This is a genomic window from Streptococcus sp. HMSC072G04 (genome assembly GCF_001813295.1).
Taxonomy (GTDB): Bacteria; Bacillota; Bacilli; order Lactobacillales; family Streptococcaceae; genus Streptococcus.
Window position 1 is genome coordinate 32,396 of sequence record NZ_KV812044.1, and the last position, 15,846, is coordinate 48,241.

At 42.1% G+C, this 15,846-nt stretch carries 16 protein-coding genes and 1 pseudogene; 3 read left to right on the forward strand and 14 right to left on the reverse strand.

The annotated features are described in order from the left end of the window. Positions 1-20: 20 nt before the first annotated feature. From HMPREF2904_RS09455 to HMPREF2904_RS09465, 3 genes and pseudogenes are all read right to left on the reverse strand, one after another. Entirely contained in the window at positions 21-665 is a 645-nt protein-coding gene (locus HMPREF2904_RS09455; protein WP_070594857.1) for a hypothetical protein, read from the reverse strand. 308 nt (positions 666-973) lie between these two features. Continuing rightward, complete coding sequence (lepA, locus tag HMPREF2904_RS09460) at positions 974-2,800, reverse strand: translation elongation factor 4 (protein WP_009731117.1); 1,827 nt, start codon at positions 2,798-2,800, stop codon at positions 974-976. A 66-nt stretch (positions 2,801-2,866) separates the two neighbouring features. After that, positions 2,867-3,303, reverse strand: a pseudogene (locus tag HMPREF2904_RS09465) (GNAT family N-acetyltransferase). Positions 3,304-3,498: 195 nt separating this feature from the next. Between HMPREF2904_RS09465 and HMPREF2904_RS09470 the strand changes: the two are divergent. From HMPREF2904_RS09470 to pepT, 3 genes are read left to right on the forward strand one after another with little or no spacing between them, the layout of a single operon-like run. After that, a complete protein-coding gene (locus HMPREF2904_RS09470) occupies positions 3,499-4,254 on the forward strand; it encodes a LexA family transcriptional regulator (protein ID WP_049488069.1) in 756 nt (251 codons plus the stop codon). Continuing rightward, complete coding sequence (locus tag HMPREF2904_RS09475; RefSeq protein ID WP_070594858.1) at positions 4,251-5,072, forward strand: Cof-type HAD-IIB family hydrolase; 822 nt, start codon at positions 4,251-4,253, stop codon at positions 5,070-5,072. The genes HMPREF2904_RS09470 and HMPREF2904_RS09475 overlap by 4 nt, the downstream gene beginning before the upstream one ends. Positions 5,073-5,074: 2 nt before the next feature. After that, positions 5,075-6,295, forward strand: a complete 1,221-nt coding sequence (gene pepT, locus HMPREF2904_RS09480; RefSeq protein ID WP_070662272.1) for a peptidase T — start codon at positions 5,075-5,077, stop codon at positions 6,293-6,295. Positions 6,296-6,332: 37 nt separating this feature from the next. On the opposite strand, the gene HMPREF2904_RS09485 is transcribed toward pepT, so the two are convergent. The 11 genes from HMPREF2904_RS09485 to HMPREF2904_RS11785 all read right to left on the reverse strand — a co-directional run bounded on the left by HMPREF2904_RS09485 (position 6,333) and on the right by HMPREF2904_RS11785 (position 15,516). Beyond that, entirely contained in the window at positions 6,333-8,072 is a 1,740-nt protein-coding gene (locus tag HMPREF2904_RS09485; protein WP_070662274.1) for an ATP-binding protein, read from the reverse strand. After that, positions 8,069-9,160 (reverse strand): carbamoyl phosphate synthase small subunit, encoded by a 1,092-nt coding sequence (locus tag HMPREF2904_RS09490; protein WP_070662277.1) that lies wholly within the window; start codon positions 9,158-9,160, stop codon positions 8,069-8,071. The genes HMPREF2904_RS09485 and HMPREF2904_RS09490 overlap by 4 nt, the downstream gene beginning before the upstream one ends. Before the next feature lie 124 nt (positions 9,161-9,284). Next, entirely contained in the window at positions 9,285-10,208 is a 924-nt protein-coding gene (locus HMPREF2904_RS09495; RefSeq protein ID WP_003016291.1) for an aspartate carbamoyltransferase catalytic subunit, read from the reverse strand. Positions 10,209-10,254: 46 nt separating this feature from the next. After that, positions 10,255-10,773, reverse strand: coding sequence for a bifunctional pyr operon transcriptional regulator/uracil phosphoribosyltransferase PyrR (gene pyrR / locus HMPREF2904_RS09500; RefSeq protein WP_003001719.1), 519 nt, complete (start codon positions 10,771-10,773; stop codon positions 10,255-10,257). Positions 10,774-11,035: 262 nt separating this feature from the next. Beyond that, complete coding sequence (locus HMPREF2904_RS09505) at positions 11,036-11,671, reverse strand: Pr6Pr family membrane protein (RefSeq protein ID WP_070662281.1); 636 nt, start codon at positions 11,669-11,671, stop codon at positions 11,036-11,038. Positions 11,672-11,895: 224 nt separating this feature from the next. Next, entirely contained in the window at positions 11,896-12,231 is a 336-nt protein-coding gene (locus HMPREF2904_RS09510; RefSeq protein ID WP_003016288.1) for a zinc ribbon domain-containing protein YjdM, read from the reverse strand. 127 nt (positions 12,232-12,358) lie between these two features. Beyond that, complete coding sequence (locus HMPREF2904_RS09515; RefSeq protein WP_070662284.1) at positions 12,359-13,111, reverse strand: HAD family hydrolase; 753 nt, start codon at positions 13,109-13,111, stop codon at positions 12,359-12,361. Further along, positions 13,086-13,490 carry a PaaI family thioesterase gene (locus tag HMPREF2904_RS09520; RefSeq protein WP_003016342.1) on the reverse strand — a complete coding sequence of 135 codons (405 nt, stop codon included), beginning with the start codon at positions 13,488-13,490 and terminating at the stop codon, positions 13,086-13,088. Before HMPREF2904_RS09520 ends, HMPREF2904_RS09515 begins: the two co-directional genes overlap by 26 nt. A gap of 83 nt (positions 13,491-13,573) precedes the next feature. Further along, positions 13,574-14,671: a hypothetical protein gene (locus HMPREF2904_RS09525; protein WP_070662287.1), complete on the reverse strand. Its 1,098-nt coding sequence runs from the start codon at positions 14,669-14,671 to the stop codon at positions 13,574-13,576. A gap of 3 nt (positions 14,672-14,674) precedes the next feature. Further along, complete coding sequence (locus tag HMPREF2904_RS09530; protein WP_070662289.1) at positions 14,675-15,379, reverse strand: ATP-binding cassette domain-containing protein; 705 nt, start codon at positions 15,377-15,379, stop codon at positions 14,675-14,677. Continuing rightward, complete coding sequence (locus tag HMPREF2904_RS11785; protein WP_003001697.1) at positions 15,376-15,516, reverse strand: hypothetical protein; 141 nt, start codon at positions 15,514-15,516, stop codon at positions 15,376-15,378. The genes HMPREF2904_RS09530 and HMPREF2904_RS11785 overlap by 4 nt, the downstream gene beginning before the upstream one ends. Between the last annotated feature and the right edge of the window lie 330 nt (positions 15,517-15,846).

The window sequence follows — 15,846 nt, forward strand, 5'->3', positions numbered from 1 at the left end:
CTGCGATCTATCTCACTTGATTAATCCGTTACAGCGCCTGTTCCATCCAGACTCCAAGTGTCTTCAATGTATGGGATAAAGGTTTTCAATGTTTCTGCATCTCCTTCAAAAGAAATGGTATAGACTTTTTCACCCTTTTGGAAGATCCAGGTAATCAGGTATTGACCAGATTTCATGACAATTTGAAGCTGGTAGGCGTCCAGACCTGCGACTTTAGTTCGCGCTCCCGTCATCTTCCCAACATCCTGGTTATCTTGCCACATTACGGCCAGTTTCTTGGCTAGAAATTCAGCATTAAATTCAATATCCGCAGGAACTTTTGCTTTTTCCCGCGTATAGCTGTTCAAGGTGACAATGTTATAGGCACTTCCATCTGTGTATTGGACCGCTTCTGTCCCATCGATATCCGTGAATTTGAACCATTTACTTGGAATATCGATGTATCCATAATCTGCATTTCCAATCCGCTTGGTTTCTTGACTGGAAGTGTTTTTCTTTGTAGAAGAAGTATCCTTTGACGAAGAGCTGCTTGTTTGCTTTTCGACTTTGCTGCCACTTTCTTTTGTAGAAGAAGCTGCTGTGTCCTTTTGAGAGGTGTGACTACAAGCCATTAGTGTGCAGGCAGAAAGAATCGTCAATGATGTGACCAATAATTTACGTTTCATGCTCAACCTCCTTGAGAACGTTTTCTTTCCTCTAGTCTACCATGAAAGTGAGTATTTTAAAATAGGATAAGTGTCACATCTGATCCAACCTTTCTAATTCAGTTCATTTTTTTCAAGCCTAAAACAAAAGGCTGGGACAAAAGTCCTAGCCTCTTAATTGTTTTTGGATTGTCGAGCAAGATGCAGTGGTTGAGTGGGCTCTACTACGCTGATTTCATCAGTTTTTACAGCCCTACTCAACTGTTCGGAGGTGGGACGACGAAATCGAATTCTAACGAATTACCGATTTCTGTCCCACTCTCTAATTGTTATTCTTCATCCATTGACAAGACAGATAAGAAGGCTTCCTGTGGTACTTCTACAGATCCAATCGCTTTCATCCGTTTCTTACCAGCTTTTTGTTTTTCAAGAAGCTTGCGTTTCCGTGAGACGTCCCCACCATAACACTTGGCCAAGACGTTCTTACGAAGAGCCTTGATATCTGTACGGGCAACGATCTTATGACCGATGGCTGCTTGGATAGGCACTTCAAACTGTTGACGAGGGATAATCTTCTTGAGTTTCTCAACGATCAACTTACCACGTTCATAGGCAAAGTCCTTGTGAACGATAAAGCTGAGGGCATCGACGGTATCGCCATTGAGAAGGATATCCATTTTAACCAATTTAGATGGACGGTATTCAGACAACTCATAGTCAAAGCTAGCATAGCCACGAGTAGAAGATTTCAATTTATCAAAGAAATCAAAGACAATTTCCGCCAGTGGGATTTGATAAATGACATTCACCCGATTTTCATCGATGTAATCCATGGTCACAAAATCACCGCGTTTCCGTTGAGCCAATTCCATCACAGCCCCGACAAACTCTTGCGGCACCATGATTTGTGCTTTGACATACGGTTCTTCGATCGAAGCGATCTTGGTTGGATCTGGAAACTCAGAAGGATTTGAGACATCCAGTGCTTCTCCATCTGTCAAATTGACCTTGTAGATTACAGACGGTGCTGTCATGATCAAGTCAATATTGAACTCACGTTCCAAGCGCTCCTGAATAACGTCCATATGAAGAAGTCCCAAGAAACCACAACGGAAACCAAATCCAAGAGCTTGAGAAGTTTCCGGTTCAAATTGTAGACTAGCGTCATTCAATTGCAATTTTTCCAAAGCTTCCCGAAGATCATTGTATTTGTTAGATTCAATCGGGTAAAGACCAGCAAAGACCATCGGGTTCATCTGCTTGTATCCATGTAGTGGCTCACTTGCTGGATTGGTCGCTAGGGTCACCGTATCCCCGACACGGGTATCCGCAACGGTCTTGATAGAGGCCGCAATATAGCCAACGTCTCCCGTCGCAAGGAAATCACGTCCAACTGCTTTAGGAGTAAAAATCCCAACTTCCGTGACATCAAAGGTCTTGCCATTGCTCATGAGTTGGATCTTATCGCCTGGTTTGACCATGCCATTGACCACTCGGACCTGAAGGATTACCCCACGATAGGCATCATAAACGGAGTCAAAGATCAAGGCTTGAAGAGGGGCTTCAACATCACCCGTCGGTGCTGGAACTTTCTCAACGATCTGCTCCAAAATCTCTTCAATCCCGATACCAGCCTTGGCAGAAGCTAAGACTGCCTCGCTAGCATCTAGACCGATGACATCTTCTACTTCTGTGCGCACCCGTTCTGGATCTGCAGCTGGCAAGTCAATCTTATTAATGACTGGAAGGATTTCCAAATCATTGTCCAACGCTAAGTAAACGTTGGCTAGAGTCTGAGCTTCAATCCCTTGAGCGGCATCCACTACAAGAATGGCTCCCTCACAGGCAGCGAGCGACCGCGAAACCTCATAGGTAAAGTCCACGTGTCCTGGTGTGTCAATCAAGTGGAAGATATAGGTTTCCCCATCTTTAGCCGTGTAGTTCAACTCGATAGCATTAAGCTTGATGGTAATCCCACGTTCCCGCTCCAGGTCCATACTATCTAAAAGTTGGGCTTGCATCTCCCGACTAGACACGGTTTCGGTTTTTTCTAAAATTCGATCGGCCAAGGTTGACTTTCCATGGTCAATATGGGCGATGATCGAGAAGTTCCGAATCTTCTCTTGTCGTTTTTTTAATTCTTCAAAATTTGGCATAATCATCTTCCTAGTAAATTTAATCGTACTCTTCATTATAACAAAAAAGATAGGCCTTTGCCTATCTTAATTCATTATTTTCAAAAATCGCTTCTGCGTTTTATTTCCCTCATAACCTATTCGTTCGTAAAAGACATGAGCTTCTTTTCGATGAGAGGCAGAATTTAAACGGATAAAAGCATAATGCTTGCTTTTGGCAAGATCTTCAACTCGCTCCATCAATTGGCGACCAATCCCACTCCTTGAGCAGATGGAAAAACCGCTAGACCTAAAACATTAAGCCCGGCGTCACTATAAAGACTTTCATAGACTTCTGCTTCCACATAACCAAGAATATGGCCTGTTTGGTCCTCTTCATAAACAAAGCAAAAATGATCCGAATCCGGCGAATTAAATTTATCAATCTGAGCTGCTACTTTCTCAAGGGTCGAATCATACCCCAATGCTTGGTGACATAAATCTCTGATTTGAGGAGCATCTTTGACTTGAACAGTACGAATCATACCTTCACCTCCATGAACTCTTTGCTCTTATCTTAGATCTTTTTCCTCAAAAAGTAAAGGAATGTCTGATAAAATTTAAAATGAAAATCCGATTTAGATCAAATTCATCTTTTTTCGCATTTCTCAGGGATTTCTATTTACTTTTTCGATTTAATTCATTATAATAGTAAGGGTAAATACAAGGAGGTGAGTACGTTGGCTAGAGGTCGTGGAAAAGCAAGCCCTCAAGACAAAGAGGCATTACGGATTATATCGGAAAAGATTAGAGAATTACTGAAAGAACAAGGAAAAAAACAGATCGAATTATCTCGTATTACTGGAATCCCTGCAAGTACCCTGACTGGATATGTAAAAGGAACTTCTCTTCCCGTTCCTGAAAATTTAGAGAAGATTGCAGCCTTTTTCCAGGTAGCAGTTGCTGATATTGACCCTCGATTGCGCAATGATTTTGTAGTCATTGATTCAGAGATTGAACGATTATATAAACAGCTCGATGAAGGAAATCAAGAAAATCTTCTTTCTTACGGAAAGAGTCTCTTGACCCATCAGAAAGAAAGACAGAAAATTGAAAAGCAATACCACTCTTATTCTGTCTATGATTCTTTTGCAGCTTACCAAAATCAGAAACAAGCAGATATCGTCTGGTTTGATCAAAAGATTCCTTACGATTTGGCTTTTTGGATTCATACAGATTCCCTCGAGCCTAAATACGTAAAAGGGGCCGTTGTGTTAATCAAGCAAACCTATTATGATCAGGCAGGGGCTATTTATGCCATTGATTTTGATGGACAAACTTTGATCAAACGTGTCTTTCGTGAGGCCAACGGTATTCGACTGGTTTCCCTCAATAAGAAATATAGTGATCAAATCATTCCACTAGATGAGGAACCTGGGGTGATTGGAAAAGTGATTGATGGCTTTGTGCCTCTTGATTTGGAGGAAATCAAATGATTAAATTAATTGCGATTGACCTGGATGGTACTCTCTTGCATGAAGATAAGTCGCTGTCTAAAGGCAATATCGAAGCTCTTCACAAGGCCCATGAAGCGGGCTATGATATTGTGATCTGTACGGGGCGCCCCTTAGCGGGTGTACGTCCTATCTTTGAAGAGATTGGACTTCCTGATGGTAACTACTATATGATTATCAATAACGGGTGTACAACCTTGTCTACTCAGAATTGGGAAATCATTGGCAAGGAAGAATTGAGCCTTGAGGACATGCACCGGTTGCAAGTTTTGACGGAAGATACAGACGTCCAGCTAACCTTATTTGACATGGATCACTACCTAGTGGTCGCACCTGAAGCCAGTGAACTGGTTACGATGGATGCGGGCATTGTTAATAGTAAACCGACACCTGTCTCAGAAGAGGATCTGCCCAACCTTGTTCCTATTTTTCAAGCCATGTATGTAGGAGAGCCTTCTGCTATTGATGCCTTCCAAGCTCAGCACGAGGCTGCATTAGAAGCTGATTTTAACACTGTTCGTTCACAGAATATCCTATTTGAAATCCTTCCTAAAGGCGCGAGCAAGGCTTCTGCTCTACAAGCATTAAGCCAAACATTAGGCTACAGTCGAGACCAGGTTATGGCTCTTGGAGATGCAAACAATGACCTTGAAATGCTACGTTTTGCTGGTTACAGCGTTGCTATGGGAAATGGCAATGCTGCTGTCAAGGAAATCGCAGACTTCATCACCCTGACCAATGATGAAGATGGCGTGGCCCATGCTATTCACAAATTAATTGAAACTGAAAAAGGAGAATGATCATGAAATACGCAAATTTGTTGGACCGTTTTATTACCTATGTAAAGGTTAACACACGTTCAGACGAGAATTCTACAACCACTCCAAGTACCCAATCACAAGTTGATTTTGCAACAAACGTTTTGATCCCTGAGATGAAACGCGTGGGTCTTCAAAACGTCTACTATTTACCAAACGGCTATGCCATTGGAACACTTCCAGCCAATGATCCAAGCTTTACACGCAAGATTGGATTTATCTCTCACATGGATACCGCTGACTTCAATGCCGAAAATGTCAATCCACAAATCGTTGAGAATTATGATGGGGGTGTCATTGCCCTTGGTGAGTCTGGTTTCACACTCGATCCAGCCGATTTTGCTCATTTGAACAACTACAAGGGACAAACCTTGATCACAACTGACGGTACTACTCTTCTGGGTGCAGACGATAAGTCAGGTATCGCTGAAATCATGACAGCTATTGAATACCTGACAGCTCATCCTGAAATCAAACACGGAGAAATCCGTGTTGGCTTTGGTCCAGATGAAGAAATCGGAGTCGGCGCAGATCAATTTGATGCAGAGGATTTCGATGTAGATTTTGCCTATACTGTCGATGGTGGTCCTCTTGGAGAGCTTCAATACGAAACCTTCTCAGCAGCTGGAGCTGAAATTACCTTCAAAGGACGCAATGTCCACCCAGGTACAGCCAAAGGTCAAATGATCAACGCTCTTCAATTGGCCATTGATTTCCATAACAAACTCCCTGAAGGAGCACGTCCAGAATTAACCGAAGGTTATGAAGGCTTCTACCACTTGATGAACATCGATGGAACTGTCGAGGAAGCAAGTGCCAGCTACATCATTCGGGACTTTGAAACTGAAAGTTTTGAAAAACGCAAAGACCTCATGAAATCTATTGCCGATCAGATGAATGCGGAGCTCGGCAGCGAACGCGTTCTCCTCACCCTCAAAGACCAGTACTATAACATGAAGCAAGTGATTGAAAAAGATATGACACCAATTACCCTTGCTAAGGAAGTCATGGAAGATCTTGGAATCACTCCAATCATTGAACCAATCCGCGGTGGTACAGATGGATCTAAAATTTCCTTTATGGGGATTCCAACACCAAATATCTTTGCCGGTGGCGAAAACATGCATGGTCGCTTTGAATACGTTAGCCTCCAAACCATGGAACGCGCAGTTGATACCATTATCGGTATTGTGACCAAAAAATAAGAAACAAAAAAGGATTCGGATAGATTGTCCGAATCCTTTATTGTATGCTTGAAAGCTTGACAATATCTTTGACCTGATCAATGGTCTGAATCAGGTGAAGGCTTGTCTCATTGATAGGAAGATAATAGACTTTATCTGCCAAAGATTCTGTAAAAGGACGATTTGTGAGTAAGATCACCTGTTGTCCTTTTTCTTTCAGCTCTTTCGCCTGCTTTCGCACCTTTTGGTAAAAACGCTCATCGCGGATTTCTAGATCATCCACCAAGACACAAGTAACCTCCAAAGCCAATGATTCATTGATTCCGTTTTGGGTCAGATAATAGGATGCGCCCGCTTTGACCTCATATAAGCCAGCTGATGGCTCAACCGGAAGAAAGGCTGGGCTTGTTGCAACTTCTGCTGCTTTTTCCATTGCTACAAGGTTGGCTAGGACCTGCAAATAGACAGGTGCTAATTTACTCAAATCCAAGAGTTCCTCAAACTCAAAACCACGTTTCAAAGCTTCTAAGATATAGAAGAGCCGGTGGGGCATATGACGAGCAATTTTCTGGATTAATTCATCATCGCTCATTTCCTCAGGAAGGATGGTCAGCAAGTTCTTATCTTTAATGGTTTCTAGGGCTTGTTGATAAGCTTCATCGATTCTCTTCCCAAACCCATAAACCGCCCCATAAGAGTGAATTTGGGTATTGAGACGGGCATTTTTAGCAGCATCCGAAAAAATCGGAATCTTAAAGAAGATATAGTCCAAACTCGGTTCATAGACAGCCTTTAGATCCTTTAATAAAGGGTGAGGTAAATGCTCGAGAGAGCGCCCTAATTGTAGCTGAACTCCTTGCTCAAACAAGGAATAGCCCGAGCCCATAGAGGCCATCGAGATACTATCTGATGCAAATGGATTAACCTCTAAGATATAAAAAGCATAGCTCGTCGGATCCAATGCAAACTTGATGGAAATAGCTCCTGTCAGTTTCAAATAGCGACTGATGTGGATTGCTGCTTCTCGAAGATTTTGGAACTCCCGGTCAGTCAGGGTGACTGCTGGCATAAATTGGTAAGAGTCACTAGAGTGGATCCCAACAGGATCAATGCTTTCAATAGAGGCAGCCAGGTAGTGATTGTCTTCACGATCCCGCATGACTACAAAATCCAGTTCCTTAAAGCCATAAGTAGAAAATTCTAGCAAACACTGCTGACTTGGAGAGACTGAAAGTCCTGTTTCCACTGCTACGCACAGGTCATCTAGATTATGAGCAATCTTTCGTCCCTGCCCTTGCTTACTCGCTACTGGCCAGATCATAATGGGAAATTGAATGCCTTCCGAAAACTCGATAGCTTCTCGAACAGAGCCGACCAGCGCTGAAGCGGGTACCTGATAGCCCAGCTCTTGAAAGAGGCGTCGTTGGTCCGCCTGCTGATAAAAGGTCCGGTAGCGTTGAAGACTCGGACCGACAATCATGATCGATGCTTCTTTGAAAAATCCAGTTTCTTCAAATCGGAACAAGAGATTTAAAATCTGTTTATCCGCAAAAGCTAGGAGCAAGCGGGATTCTGTATAAGAAAGAAGAGTCATCCTAAGAGCATCCAGTTTGAGCTTACTGACTACAACCTGTTCTCCAGCTTCTTGTGTGATAGCATTTTCTTCTCCCAGATAAAGGACAAGAGCATTCCCATTCTTTGCATTCAGTTTTTGGGCTTCATTTACCGCAGCCAAGAGGCTAATATCCTGATAAGAATCTCCACATAGGAGAAGCAATTTCTGGTTTTGTTTCATCATTCCTTCTCCCTTCTACTTTCGTGAATTTTGGCATCAATCAATTCTAAAAATTCATCGTAAAAATAGAGATTTTCCCTTGGCCCTGGACTCGCATCCACTTGGAATTGAACCCCTAAAATCGGTTGGTAACGATGACGAAAAGCTTCAATACTATGGTCATTGACGTTTTCATGCGTAACCAACAAATCATGGGGCAGGCTATCGCGTGCGATACTATACAAGTGATTTTGACTCGTTATCTCGATTTTTCCTGTCGCAATTTCACGCACGGGAATATTTAAACCGAAATGCCCTACTTCCATGGGAGCTAGCTCAGCTCCGTATGCTTGAGCCAACAACTGAGCTCCCAAGCCCATGCCCCAGATCGGAATCTGACCATTGAGCTTTTTGATCAAGCGACAGAGTTTTTTCACCTGATGGGGATCGCCAGGCCCACTGGATAAAATAACGCCATCGGGCTGCTGTTCCATCAGTTCATCATAGGAGATATCATAGGGATAGACCGTGACATTACAGTCCCTTTGACTCAGCTGGCGCAAGACAGAGTGCTTGACCCCTAGATCAATCAAGGCAATACTCTTACCAAAACCTGGTACAGCATAGGCTGTTTTTGTCGAGACTTGACGCACTTGGTCTTTGGGAAGGACTGTCGCTCGCAACTGATCCAGGATATGCTCGATCGAATCCCCCTTGTTAATGACAGTCGCCTTCATCCGTCCAAACTTGCGGACAATTTTTGCTACCTGCCTCGTATCAATTCCTACAATACCAGGGATTTTTTTTCGCTTCAAGAATTCATCCAAGGTCATCTGCTGTCGCCAATTGCTCGGCATCTCCACCAAATGCTGAACAACTACTGCCAAACATGTCGGCGTAATCGATTCAGAATCATCTCGATTGATCCCTGTTGCGCCAATAACTGGAAAGGTAAAGGAGAGGATCTGGCCACTAAAAGCCTGATCCGTGATCAATTCTTGATAGCCTGTCATGGCTGTGGTAAAGACCAACTCACCAGTCACATATAGGTCTGCACCAAAGGCTTCTCCTTCAAATACAGTTCCATCCTCTAGGACCAATAATCGTTTCATCGAACCCCTCCCTTCTTTTATTCTAATCCAATTTTATCATAGTTCCTCAAAAAAAGGAAAGTCAGATTCCATGTAGTTCTCTACTCTGTCCTCTTTCTTTCCTTTCAATGAATTGTCAGTTATCTTATTTTGCTCCGCGACCTTTAAGGACGGCTTCAATGATGGCCATACGGACAAAGACACCATTTGTCATTTGTTCTACGATGCGTGATTTAGGAGCTTCTACCAAGTGGTCCGCAATTTCAACGTCACGGTTGACTGGTGCTGGGTGCATCAAGATCGCAGTATCTTTCATACGGTCATAACGTTCTTGTGTCAAACCATGAAGACGGTGGTAGTTTTCTTTAGAGAAGAGTGATTCGTAATCATGACGTTCGTGTTGTACACGCAAGAACATCATCACATCCACTTCTTCAATGACTTCATCGATAGTGACGAAGGTTCCATAGTCTTCAAATTCCGCACTTCTCCATTCGTCTGGACCTGCAAAGTAAAGAGTTGCTCCCAAACGTTTCAAGATTTGCATATTTGATTTTGCCACACGTGAGTGATCCAAGTCCCCAGCGATACAAACTTTCAAGCCATCAAAGTGACCGAATTCTTGGTAAATAGTCATCAAATCAAGCAAGCTTTGGCTTGGGTGTTGACCTGAACCGTCTCCACCATTGACGATAGAGGCTGTGATCGTTGGGCTTTCAACCAATTCTTTGTAGTAGTCCACTTCAGGGTGACGGATGACGCAGACATCTACTCCAAGAGCTGACATGGTCAAGATGGTATCGTAAAGTGTTTCCCCTTTGTTCACAGAGCTTGTCTTCACATCAAAGTCAAGGAGATCACATCCCAATTTCAACTCTGCCACTTCAAAGGCTTTGTGGGTACGAGTTGAAGGTTCAAAGAAAAGGTTTGAGATGATGTGTTGGTCTTCGTAGGCTGCTTTTGCTCCGTTTTTGAACTCAATCCCACGTTTGATCAATGCCATTACTTCTTCATTAGTAAGAGTTTCCATTGATACAAGGTTTTTAAGAGCGATTTGATTTTCAGACATGTTGATTCTCCTTTTAAAATGTGGATGCAAATAATTTACAATTTGTTTAAGCTTCTTTGATGAGGACACGGTCTTGACCGTCTAGCTCCACCATCTCGACAATGATTTCCTCTGACTTACTTGTCGGGATATTTTTCCCAACAAAGTCCGGACGAATCGGCAACTCCCGATGCCCACGGTCGACTAGAACCGCAAGACTCACTCGAGCAGGACGACCGTGACTGACCAGATTGTCAATGGCAGCGCGTATCGTGCGACCTGTATAGAGGACATCATCGATCAAAATGACTTCTCTATGAGCGATATCAACTGGTAAGACCGTTGTATCCTCAGTCGCCTTCATGTCATCTCGGAAAGGCTTGGTATCTAGTTCTGCAACAGGGACATCGATTTGTTCCAGCTGAGAGAGGCGTTCTTGGATCCGGCGAGCGATGTAAACACCACGCGTCTTGATCCCCACCAGCACAATCTGGCTTAAATCTTTGTTTCGTTCAATGATTTCGTAGGTGATCCGGGTAATGGCCCGTTTCATCGTCAAATCATCAACGACTTCTTTGGTTTTCATTCAGTCCTCCTTAGTTGTAAAAGAAAAACCTCCTTTTTCAAGGAGGTTCAGCAAATGAATGGTCTAAGAGGATAGAGTCTCGCCCTATGGTCCTAGCCATCGTTTTTCACAGTCTCCTTGCCTGCCTCACGGGACAGGATTAAAGGATTTATTTAATTGAAATAACTATATCACAGTTTCAAACGACATGCAAGAAAAAACTCAACATTTTTCAAAAAAATTTAAAAACAAGACTTTTCGTCCGAATAATGTTCGGTTTTTACTAAGAAACAGCCGATTTCCGCTTGATATTTTTAATCCCATAGAGTACATAGCCAGCTAAGAGGTAAGCGATAAAGATGATCACCACCCATTTGCCAACAAAAGCCCAGCCGTATTTATTAACATTGATAAAGAAATAGGCAAAGGGACTATCTTTTGCACCTGGAATCGGCCACTTCAATACCAACCCATTGAAAAGGGCAAAGAGCATGTAAGCTAGGGGAATCAAGGTCCAAAGGAAGGGATCGAGTCTACGGTATTGCTTGGCTTTATCAATCACTAGGGTATCAAAGAAGAACATCAGAGGAACGATGTAATGACAAAGGAAGTTTTCCAAACGATAAAACTTCTCTGGTGTCGCAAGAGGCGCCAACATAAAGTGGTAGATGACACAGGTGATCATAATAGACATGGTAACTGCGCCTTTCATACGAAGGTAGCCCTGAGTCTGGGTCGAACGCCCTCGAACCATGCGCCAAACCATGTCTCCCATAAAAAACATGACCAACATGTTAGATAAAATGGTGTAATAGAGCATCATGCCAAAGCCACCATGCTTGGTCAGTTGCAGATAAACACCGAGTACACTTAAGATAAACAATAGAAAACGATAGCTAAATAATAGTTTGAATTTCATAGTATTCTCCTGAAAGAAAAGGGGGTAGCCCCTTCAGTTTAATCAGGAACTTTCCTTAAGTGAGGACGGACGTCAGCGAACTTCTACGAAGTTCCATGACTTAGTTTTGAACCTAAAGTTTCAAAACTCCCGAGTACTTGAAACAATACTGTTTCAAGTACTTTTCTCACAGCGGAAAGTTCCATTATAAACTTAAACAACTCTATTAATTTGTGTCCAGTTCTTTAGATTTTCTTCACAAATTCTGATTTGAGTTTCATTGCACCAAAGCCATCAATCTTACAATCGATGTTGTGGTCTCCTTCAACGATACGGATATTTTTCACGCGCGTACCTTGTTTCAAATCTTTCGGTGCACCCTTCACTTTCAAATCTTTGATCAAGGTCACCGTATCGCCATCAGCCAATTTGTTTCCGTTGGCGTCAATCGCTACGACCCCCTCTTCTTCTTCGACCTCAGCTGGGTTCCATTCATACGCACACTCTGGGCACACCAAGAGCGCTCCATCTTCATAGACGTATTCAGAGTTACATTTTGGACAGTTTGGTAAGTTATTCATTTTTATCTCCTTATTCAAATTAACTTTCATAGTATACCATGAAAGCGAAAATTTGACAAATCCTGCTCGACTGTAGCATTTTCAAGAAAAAAGGAGGCGACTTGGCCTCCCTACATGGATGATATTTTCAATCTTCCTGCAATTCTTGAATATCTCGAATCACGCGCACGCCTGCTTGATTCTTCTCGCGCAGTTCAGCTTCAGAGTATGGGAAGGTATTGATCAAGATACTCTCCATCCCGATACTTTGGGCAACAGCGACATCCGTCGTAAAGTCATTCCCCACCATGACCGTTTTCTCAGGGTTCAACTGGTGTTCTTTCAACACTTCCAAGAGAAATTCTGGCTGAGGTTTGCGAATACCTGCATCAGATGACAAGTAAATGGCATGGAAAAGTTCTCTCAAACCAACCAAATCAATCTCCGGATTAGTAAAATCTGCTTGGGCATTGGATAAGAGAAAGATCCGGCAACCTGCAGCTTTCATATCCTCTAAAACTTCTTTGGTATGTGGATAAAGCTCCAAGCGTTTGCGAGAAAGGACACGGAAAGTCCGCGCAATCAAACGTCCCCACTCTTTGAGGTGGGCAACACTATCCCCACTTGGATGACCTTCTAAATACAATTGAACAAAAATGACCGTTAGATCAATCTCTGGGTAGGCAACTTGTTTTTCCTTAGCCAAGTCTTCTTCGGCTTGTTGCACCAACTCTCTATAACGCAGTCGCAAGCCTTCTCCTGTGTAGCTTGCCCCGTAGGATTGGTAGATCTGAGCCATGGTATCCCATAAAATGGGACTCGACTCATCGGTTTCGATGTCGACCAAGGTTCCATAAAAATCAAAAATATAGTTTTTAAATGCGTACTTGTGCAGATTCATCTCTCACTCCCGTAACAAACATCGTAAAGGTTGCCTTGCAGACATTGGCCCCATCTTGATTGGTAATATCGACATCCACAACTCGAGTCGTCCGTCCACTGTGGACACATTCGCCATGGATCGTGAGGACATCCCCAAGACGCCCTGCTTTCAAGTAATTAATCGAGGATTGCAAGGTCACCCCATCGACCCCTTGAGAAACCACGACCAACCCACTGACTTGGTCACACAGGGTAAAGAGATAGCCTCCGTGAGCATTTCCATAATAATTGAGCGATGATTCCACGACCTTGGTTGTCACTACTACATGGCCATCTCTCATCTTTTCGATTTCATAATTTTCAAATGCAGCAATTGCATCAAAGTGAAAATCTTTCATATACTTGCCACCTTTTCTAGCATCTTTTCAACTCCTCTATCATACTACAATTAAGAAGCAGATACAAGCAAAGGGGCAATTCCTTAGAAGCAGAAAAGGAGACTCCAACTAAGTAAGAAGACGATACTAGGAACAATGTATTTTCTTGGGTGCTTCCAACATTCTCTCTTTAAATTCCATTTTCTTAAAGGAAAATAGATTTCAATCAGTAAGTGCAAAACAGCTTCCACTACTGCGAGAATCATCACTCCTAGTAAAAATAGGATCCCCAAGTCAGGCATGACCACCATTTTTAATAAAAGAGCAGCAAATAAATTCACAGATAAGAAATAGGTCAGCAATACACGGTAATACATCAGGTAAAAGAACAGACTCTTAGGTAGGGACTTGACATGATCGATCAAATCTTTATCAGCGGAAATGAGAGTGGTTAATGGCGTATTGACAGAAGCAATCGTTAAAAGGATGATGATTTTTAATGGAGCCTCATAATCCTGTATCAGAATGAGAAGGAGGAAGATGAGAGTAAAGACAAAATTGATGGAAAAATAGCGCTCTTGAAATAAGGAAATCCAAAAATAATTGCCACTTCTTCTCTTTGCGACGAGCAACTGATTATGTTTTGAAATCGCGATCAAGTCCTCATTTTTAAAAATAAAGACAGTAACGAGGGCTGAAAGGAAAATCATATAGGGCACTTGTTGGACCCATAAAGAAGATACTGTAAGAACAGTCGTTACAGAAATGAGCACTCCTCCTAGAAAACTAGGCCTGGTATTGAACTGGATAAAGACATAAAACACACTTAATACCACCAGTAAAGAAAGGAGGACAAGCTTAAAGGATTGTAGCAGATCTAACCTGACTCCTAAAAAGAGGATCAATAACAGCACGCGCTCTAGTAAATTGAGAAGAAAGGTTACCGTCAGAAAAGACCCTTTAAAACGATTGAGAGACAAAGGAAGCTGGTAGTAAGCCTGGACCCTGTCCATCGAAAAGTAGGAATAGAGCAATTGAAAAGTTGATAGAGCAGTAACAATAGCCGTACTGATCAACAAAACTTGAAAGCTCGTAGAGAATTTTGCTCCAACAAGATGGTAATAAAGAGCAAAGGCTAAGGAAGTTAAGAACAAGAAGAGCCGATTTTTGGACACCAAATCTCTAAAAATAGCTAGTAGCATGCTCTACCCCCTCTGACGATTGACGTCATGAAACCAATCGTCTAAATTCGATTCGAAAGCGTCTAGGTGACCGTCTTCAATAGAATAAGCTGTATCACACACCCGAACGATACTCTCTGCGATATGCGAACTCATCAGAATAGAGCCTTCTTCTTTATACTGCAATAGCAAACCATATAGAAATTCTGTCGCATCAAAATCAAGGCCATCAAATGGTTCGTCCAAAATAAGGAGGGGAGGTTTGAGATAAAAAGCTGTGATCAAGAAGACTTTCTTCTTGTTTCCCGTTGACAAACTACCAATATCGGTATTGAGAAATTCTTCAAAATGAAAGCCTGAAATCAAGTCCTGCAATAACGTTTCATCTCTCTTTCGATGATACAAACGACAGACAAAATTAAAATAATGAACAAAATCCCAGTTTAAAAAACTATTGTTTTCAGTAAAAACTGTATAGGTACGGCTCTTATAGAAATTCGTATGAAAAGAGGTCACCTTATCTTCTATGGTAACAGTCTCAACTGCATACTGCCGATGATCAAAGACACTACTTAAAGCTTTTAGCAAGGTTGTCTTCCCAGCTCCATTTCGACCAATCAACCCTACTACAGAATGATTGGGTACAAGCAAATTCGTGTCTTTTATAATGGGCTTGTCTTTTTTATACCAAACGTTTAACCCCTTGATGTTTAAACACTCACTCTTCATCGACGCACTCCTTTATAAAGGTAAGAAGCCCCAACTAAAAGCAACAGCAAAGCGTATAACCATTCCTTTTGAAAGGCAAAGACTAAGGCACCGATCAAGAAGCAAATTCCTATAAGGATTCTAAATTGTAATTTCATATCTTGCCTTCTTTCTATTCACAGTATGAAAGATTACAATTGTATTTTATGCTTATACTATAGTACTTATTTTAAGCAGATTCAAGCACGAATGGAATATTCTCAGTGCTTTAGGCAACATTTTATCTTTGAAGAGAAAAAAAGAACTAGATATTTCTAGCTCTTAGAATGTAAACAATCTATTTTTACATCAAACAATCCAAATGATGCTGAAAAAATGAGAATGATCTAGAGTTTCGGTCTCATTCAAACATACACTGAAACTTTCCGCCGTTAGAAAAATGCCTGAAACTATTAGGTTTCAGGCACTCGGAATTATTGAGACCTTAG

What these genes read in the sequence shown, in the direction of transcription:
- HMPREF2904_RS09530 (WP_070662289.1), bottom strand. Translation starts at nt 15,379, where the DNA reads ATGAAGAGTGAGTGTTTAAACATCAAGGGGTTAAACGTTTGGTATAAA.
- HMPREF2904_RS09510 (WP_003016288.1), bottom strand. Translation starts at nt 12,231, where the DNA reads ATGAATAACTTACCAAACTGTCCAAAATGTAACTCTGAATACGTCTAT.
- HMPREF2904_RS09520 (WP_003016342.1), bottom strand. Translation starts at nt 13,490, where the DNA reads ATGAAAGATTTTCACTTTGATGCAATTGCTGCATTTGAAAATTATGAA.
- HMPREF2904_RS09505 (WP_070662281.1), bottom strand. Translation starts at nt 11,671, where the DNA reads ATGAAATTCAAACTATTATTTAGCTATCGTTTTCTATTGTTTATCTTA.
- HMPREF2904_RS09455 (WP_070594857.1), bottom strand. Translation starts at nt 665, where the DNA reads ATGAAACGTAAATTATTGGTCACATCATTGACGATTCTTTCTGCCTGC.
- lepA (WP_009731117.1), bottom strand. Translation starts at nt 2,800, where the DNA reads ATGCCAAATTTTGAAGAATTAAAAAAACGACAAGAGAAGATTCGGAAC.
- pepT (WP_070662272.1), top strand. Translation starts at nt 5,075, where the DNA reads ATGAAATACGCAAATTTGTTGGACCGTTTTATTACCTATGTAAAGGTT.
- HMPREF2904_RS09485 (WP_070662274.1), bottom strand. Translation starts at nt 8,072, where the DNA reads ATGATGAAACAAAACCAGAAATTGCTTCTCCTATGTGGAGATTCTTAT.
- pyrR (WP_003001719.1), bottom strand. Translation starts at nt 10,773, where the DNA reads ATGAAAACCAAAGAAGTCGTTGATGATTTGACGATGAAACGGGCCATT.
- HMPREF2904_RS09475 (WP_070594858.1), top strand. Translation starts at nt 4,251, where the DNA reads ATGATTAAATTAATTGCGATTGACCTGGATGGTACTCTCTTGCATGAA.
- HMPREF2904_RS09490 (WP_070662277.1), bottom strand. Translation starts at nt 9,160, where the DNA reads ATGAAACGATTATTGGTCCTAGAGGATGGAACTGTATTTGAAGGAGAA.
- HMPREF2904_RS11785 (WP_003001697.1), bottom strand. Translation starts at nt 15,516, where the DNA reads ATGAAATTACAATTTAGAATCCTTATAGGAATTTGCTTCTTGATCGGT.
- HMPREF2904_RS09495 (WP_003016291.1), bottom strand. Translation starts at nt 10,208, where the DNA reads ATGTCTGAAAATCAAATCGCTCTTAAAAACCTTGTATCAATGGAAACT.
- HMPREF2904_RS09525 (WP_070662287.1), bottom strand. Translation starts at nt 14,671, where the DNA reads ATGCTACTAGCTATTTTTAGAGATTTGGTGTCCAAAAATCGGCTCTTC.
- HMPREF2904_RS09515 (WP_070662284.1), bottom strand. Translation starts at nt 13,111, where the DNA reads ATGAATCTGCACAAGTACGCATTTAAAAACTATATTTTTGATTTTTAT.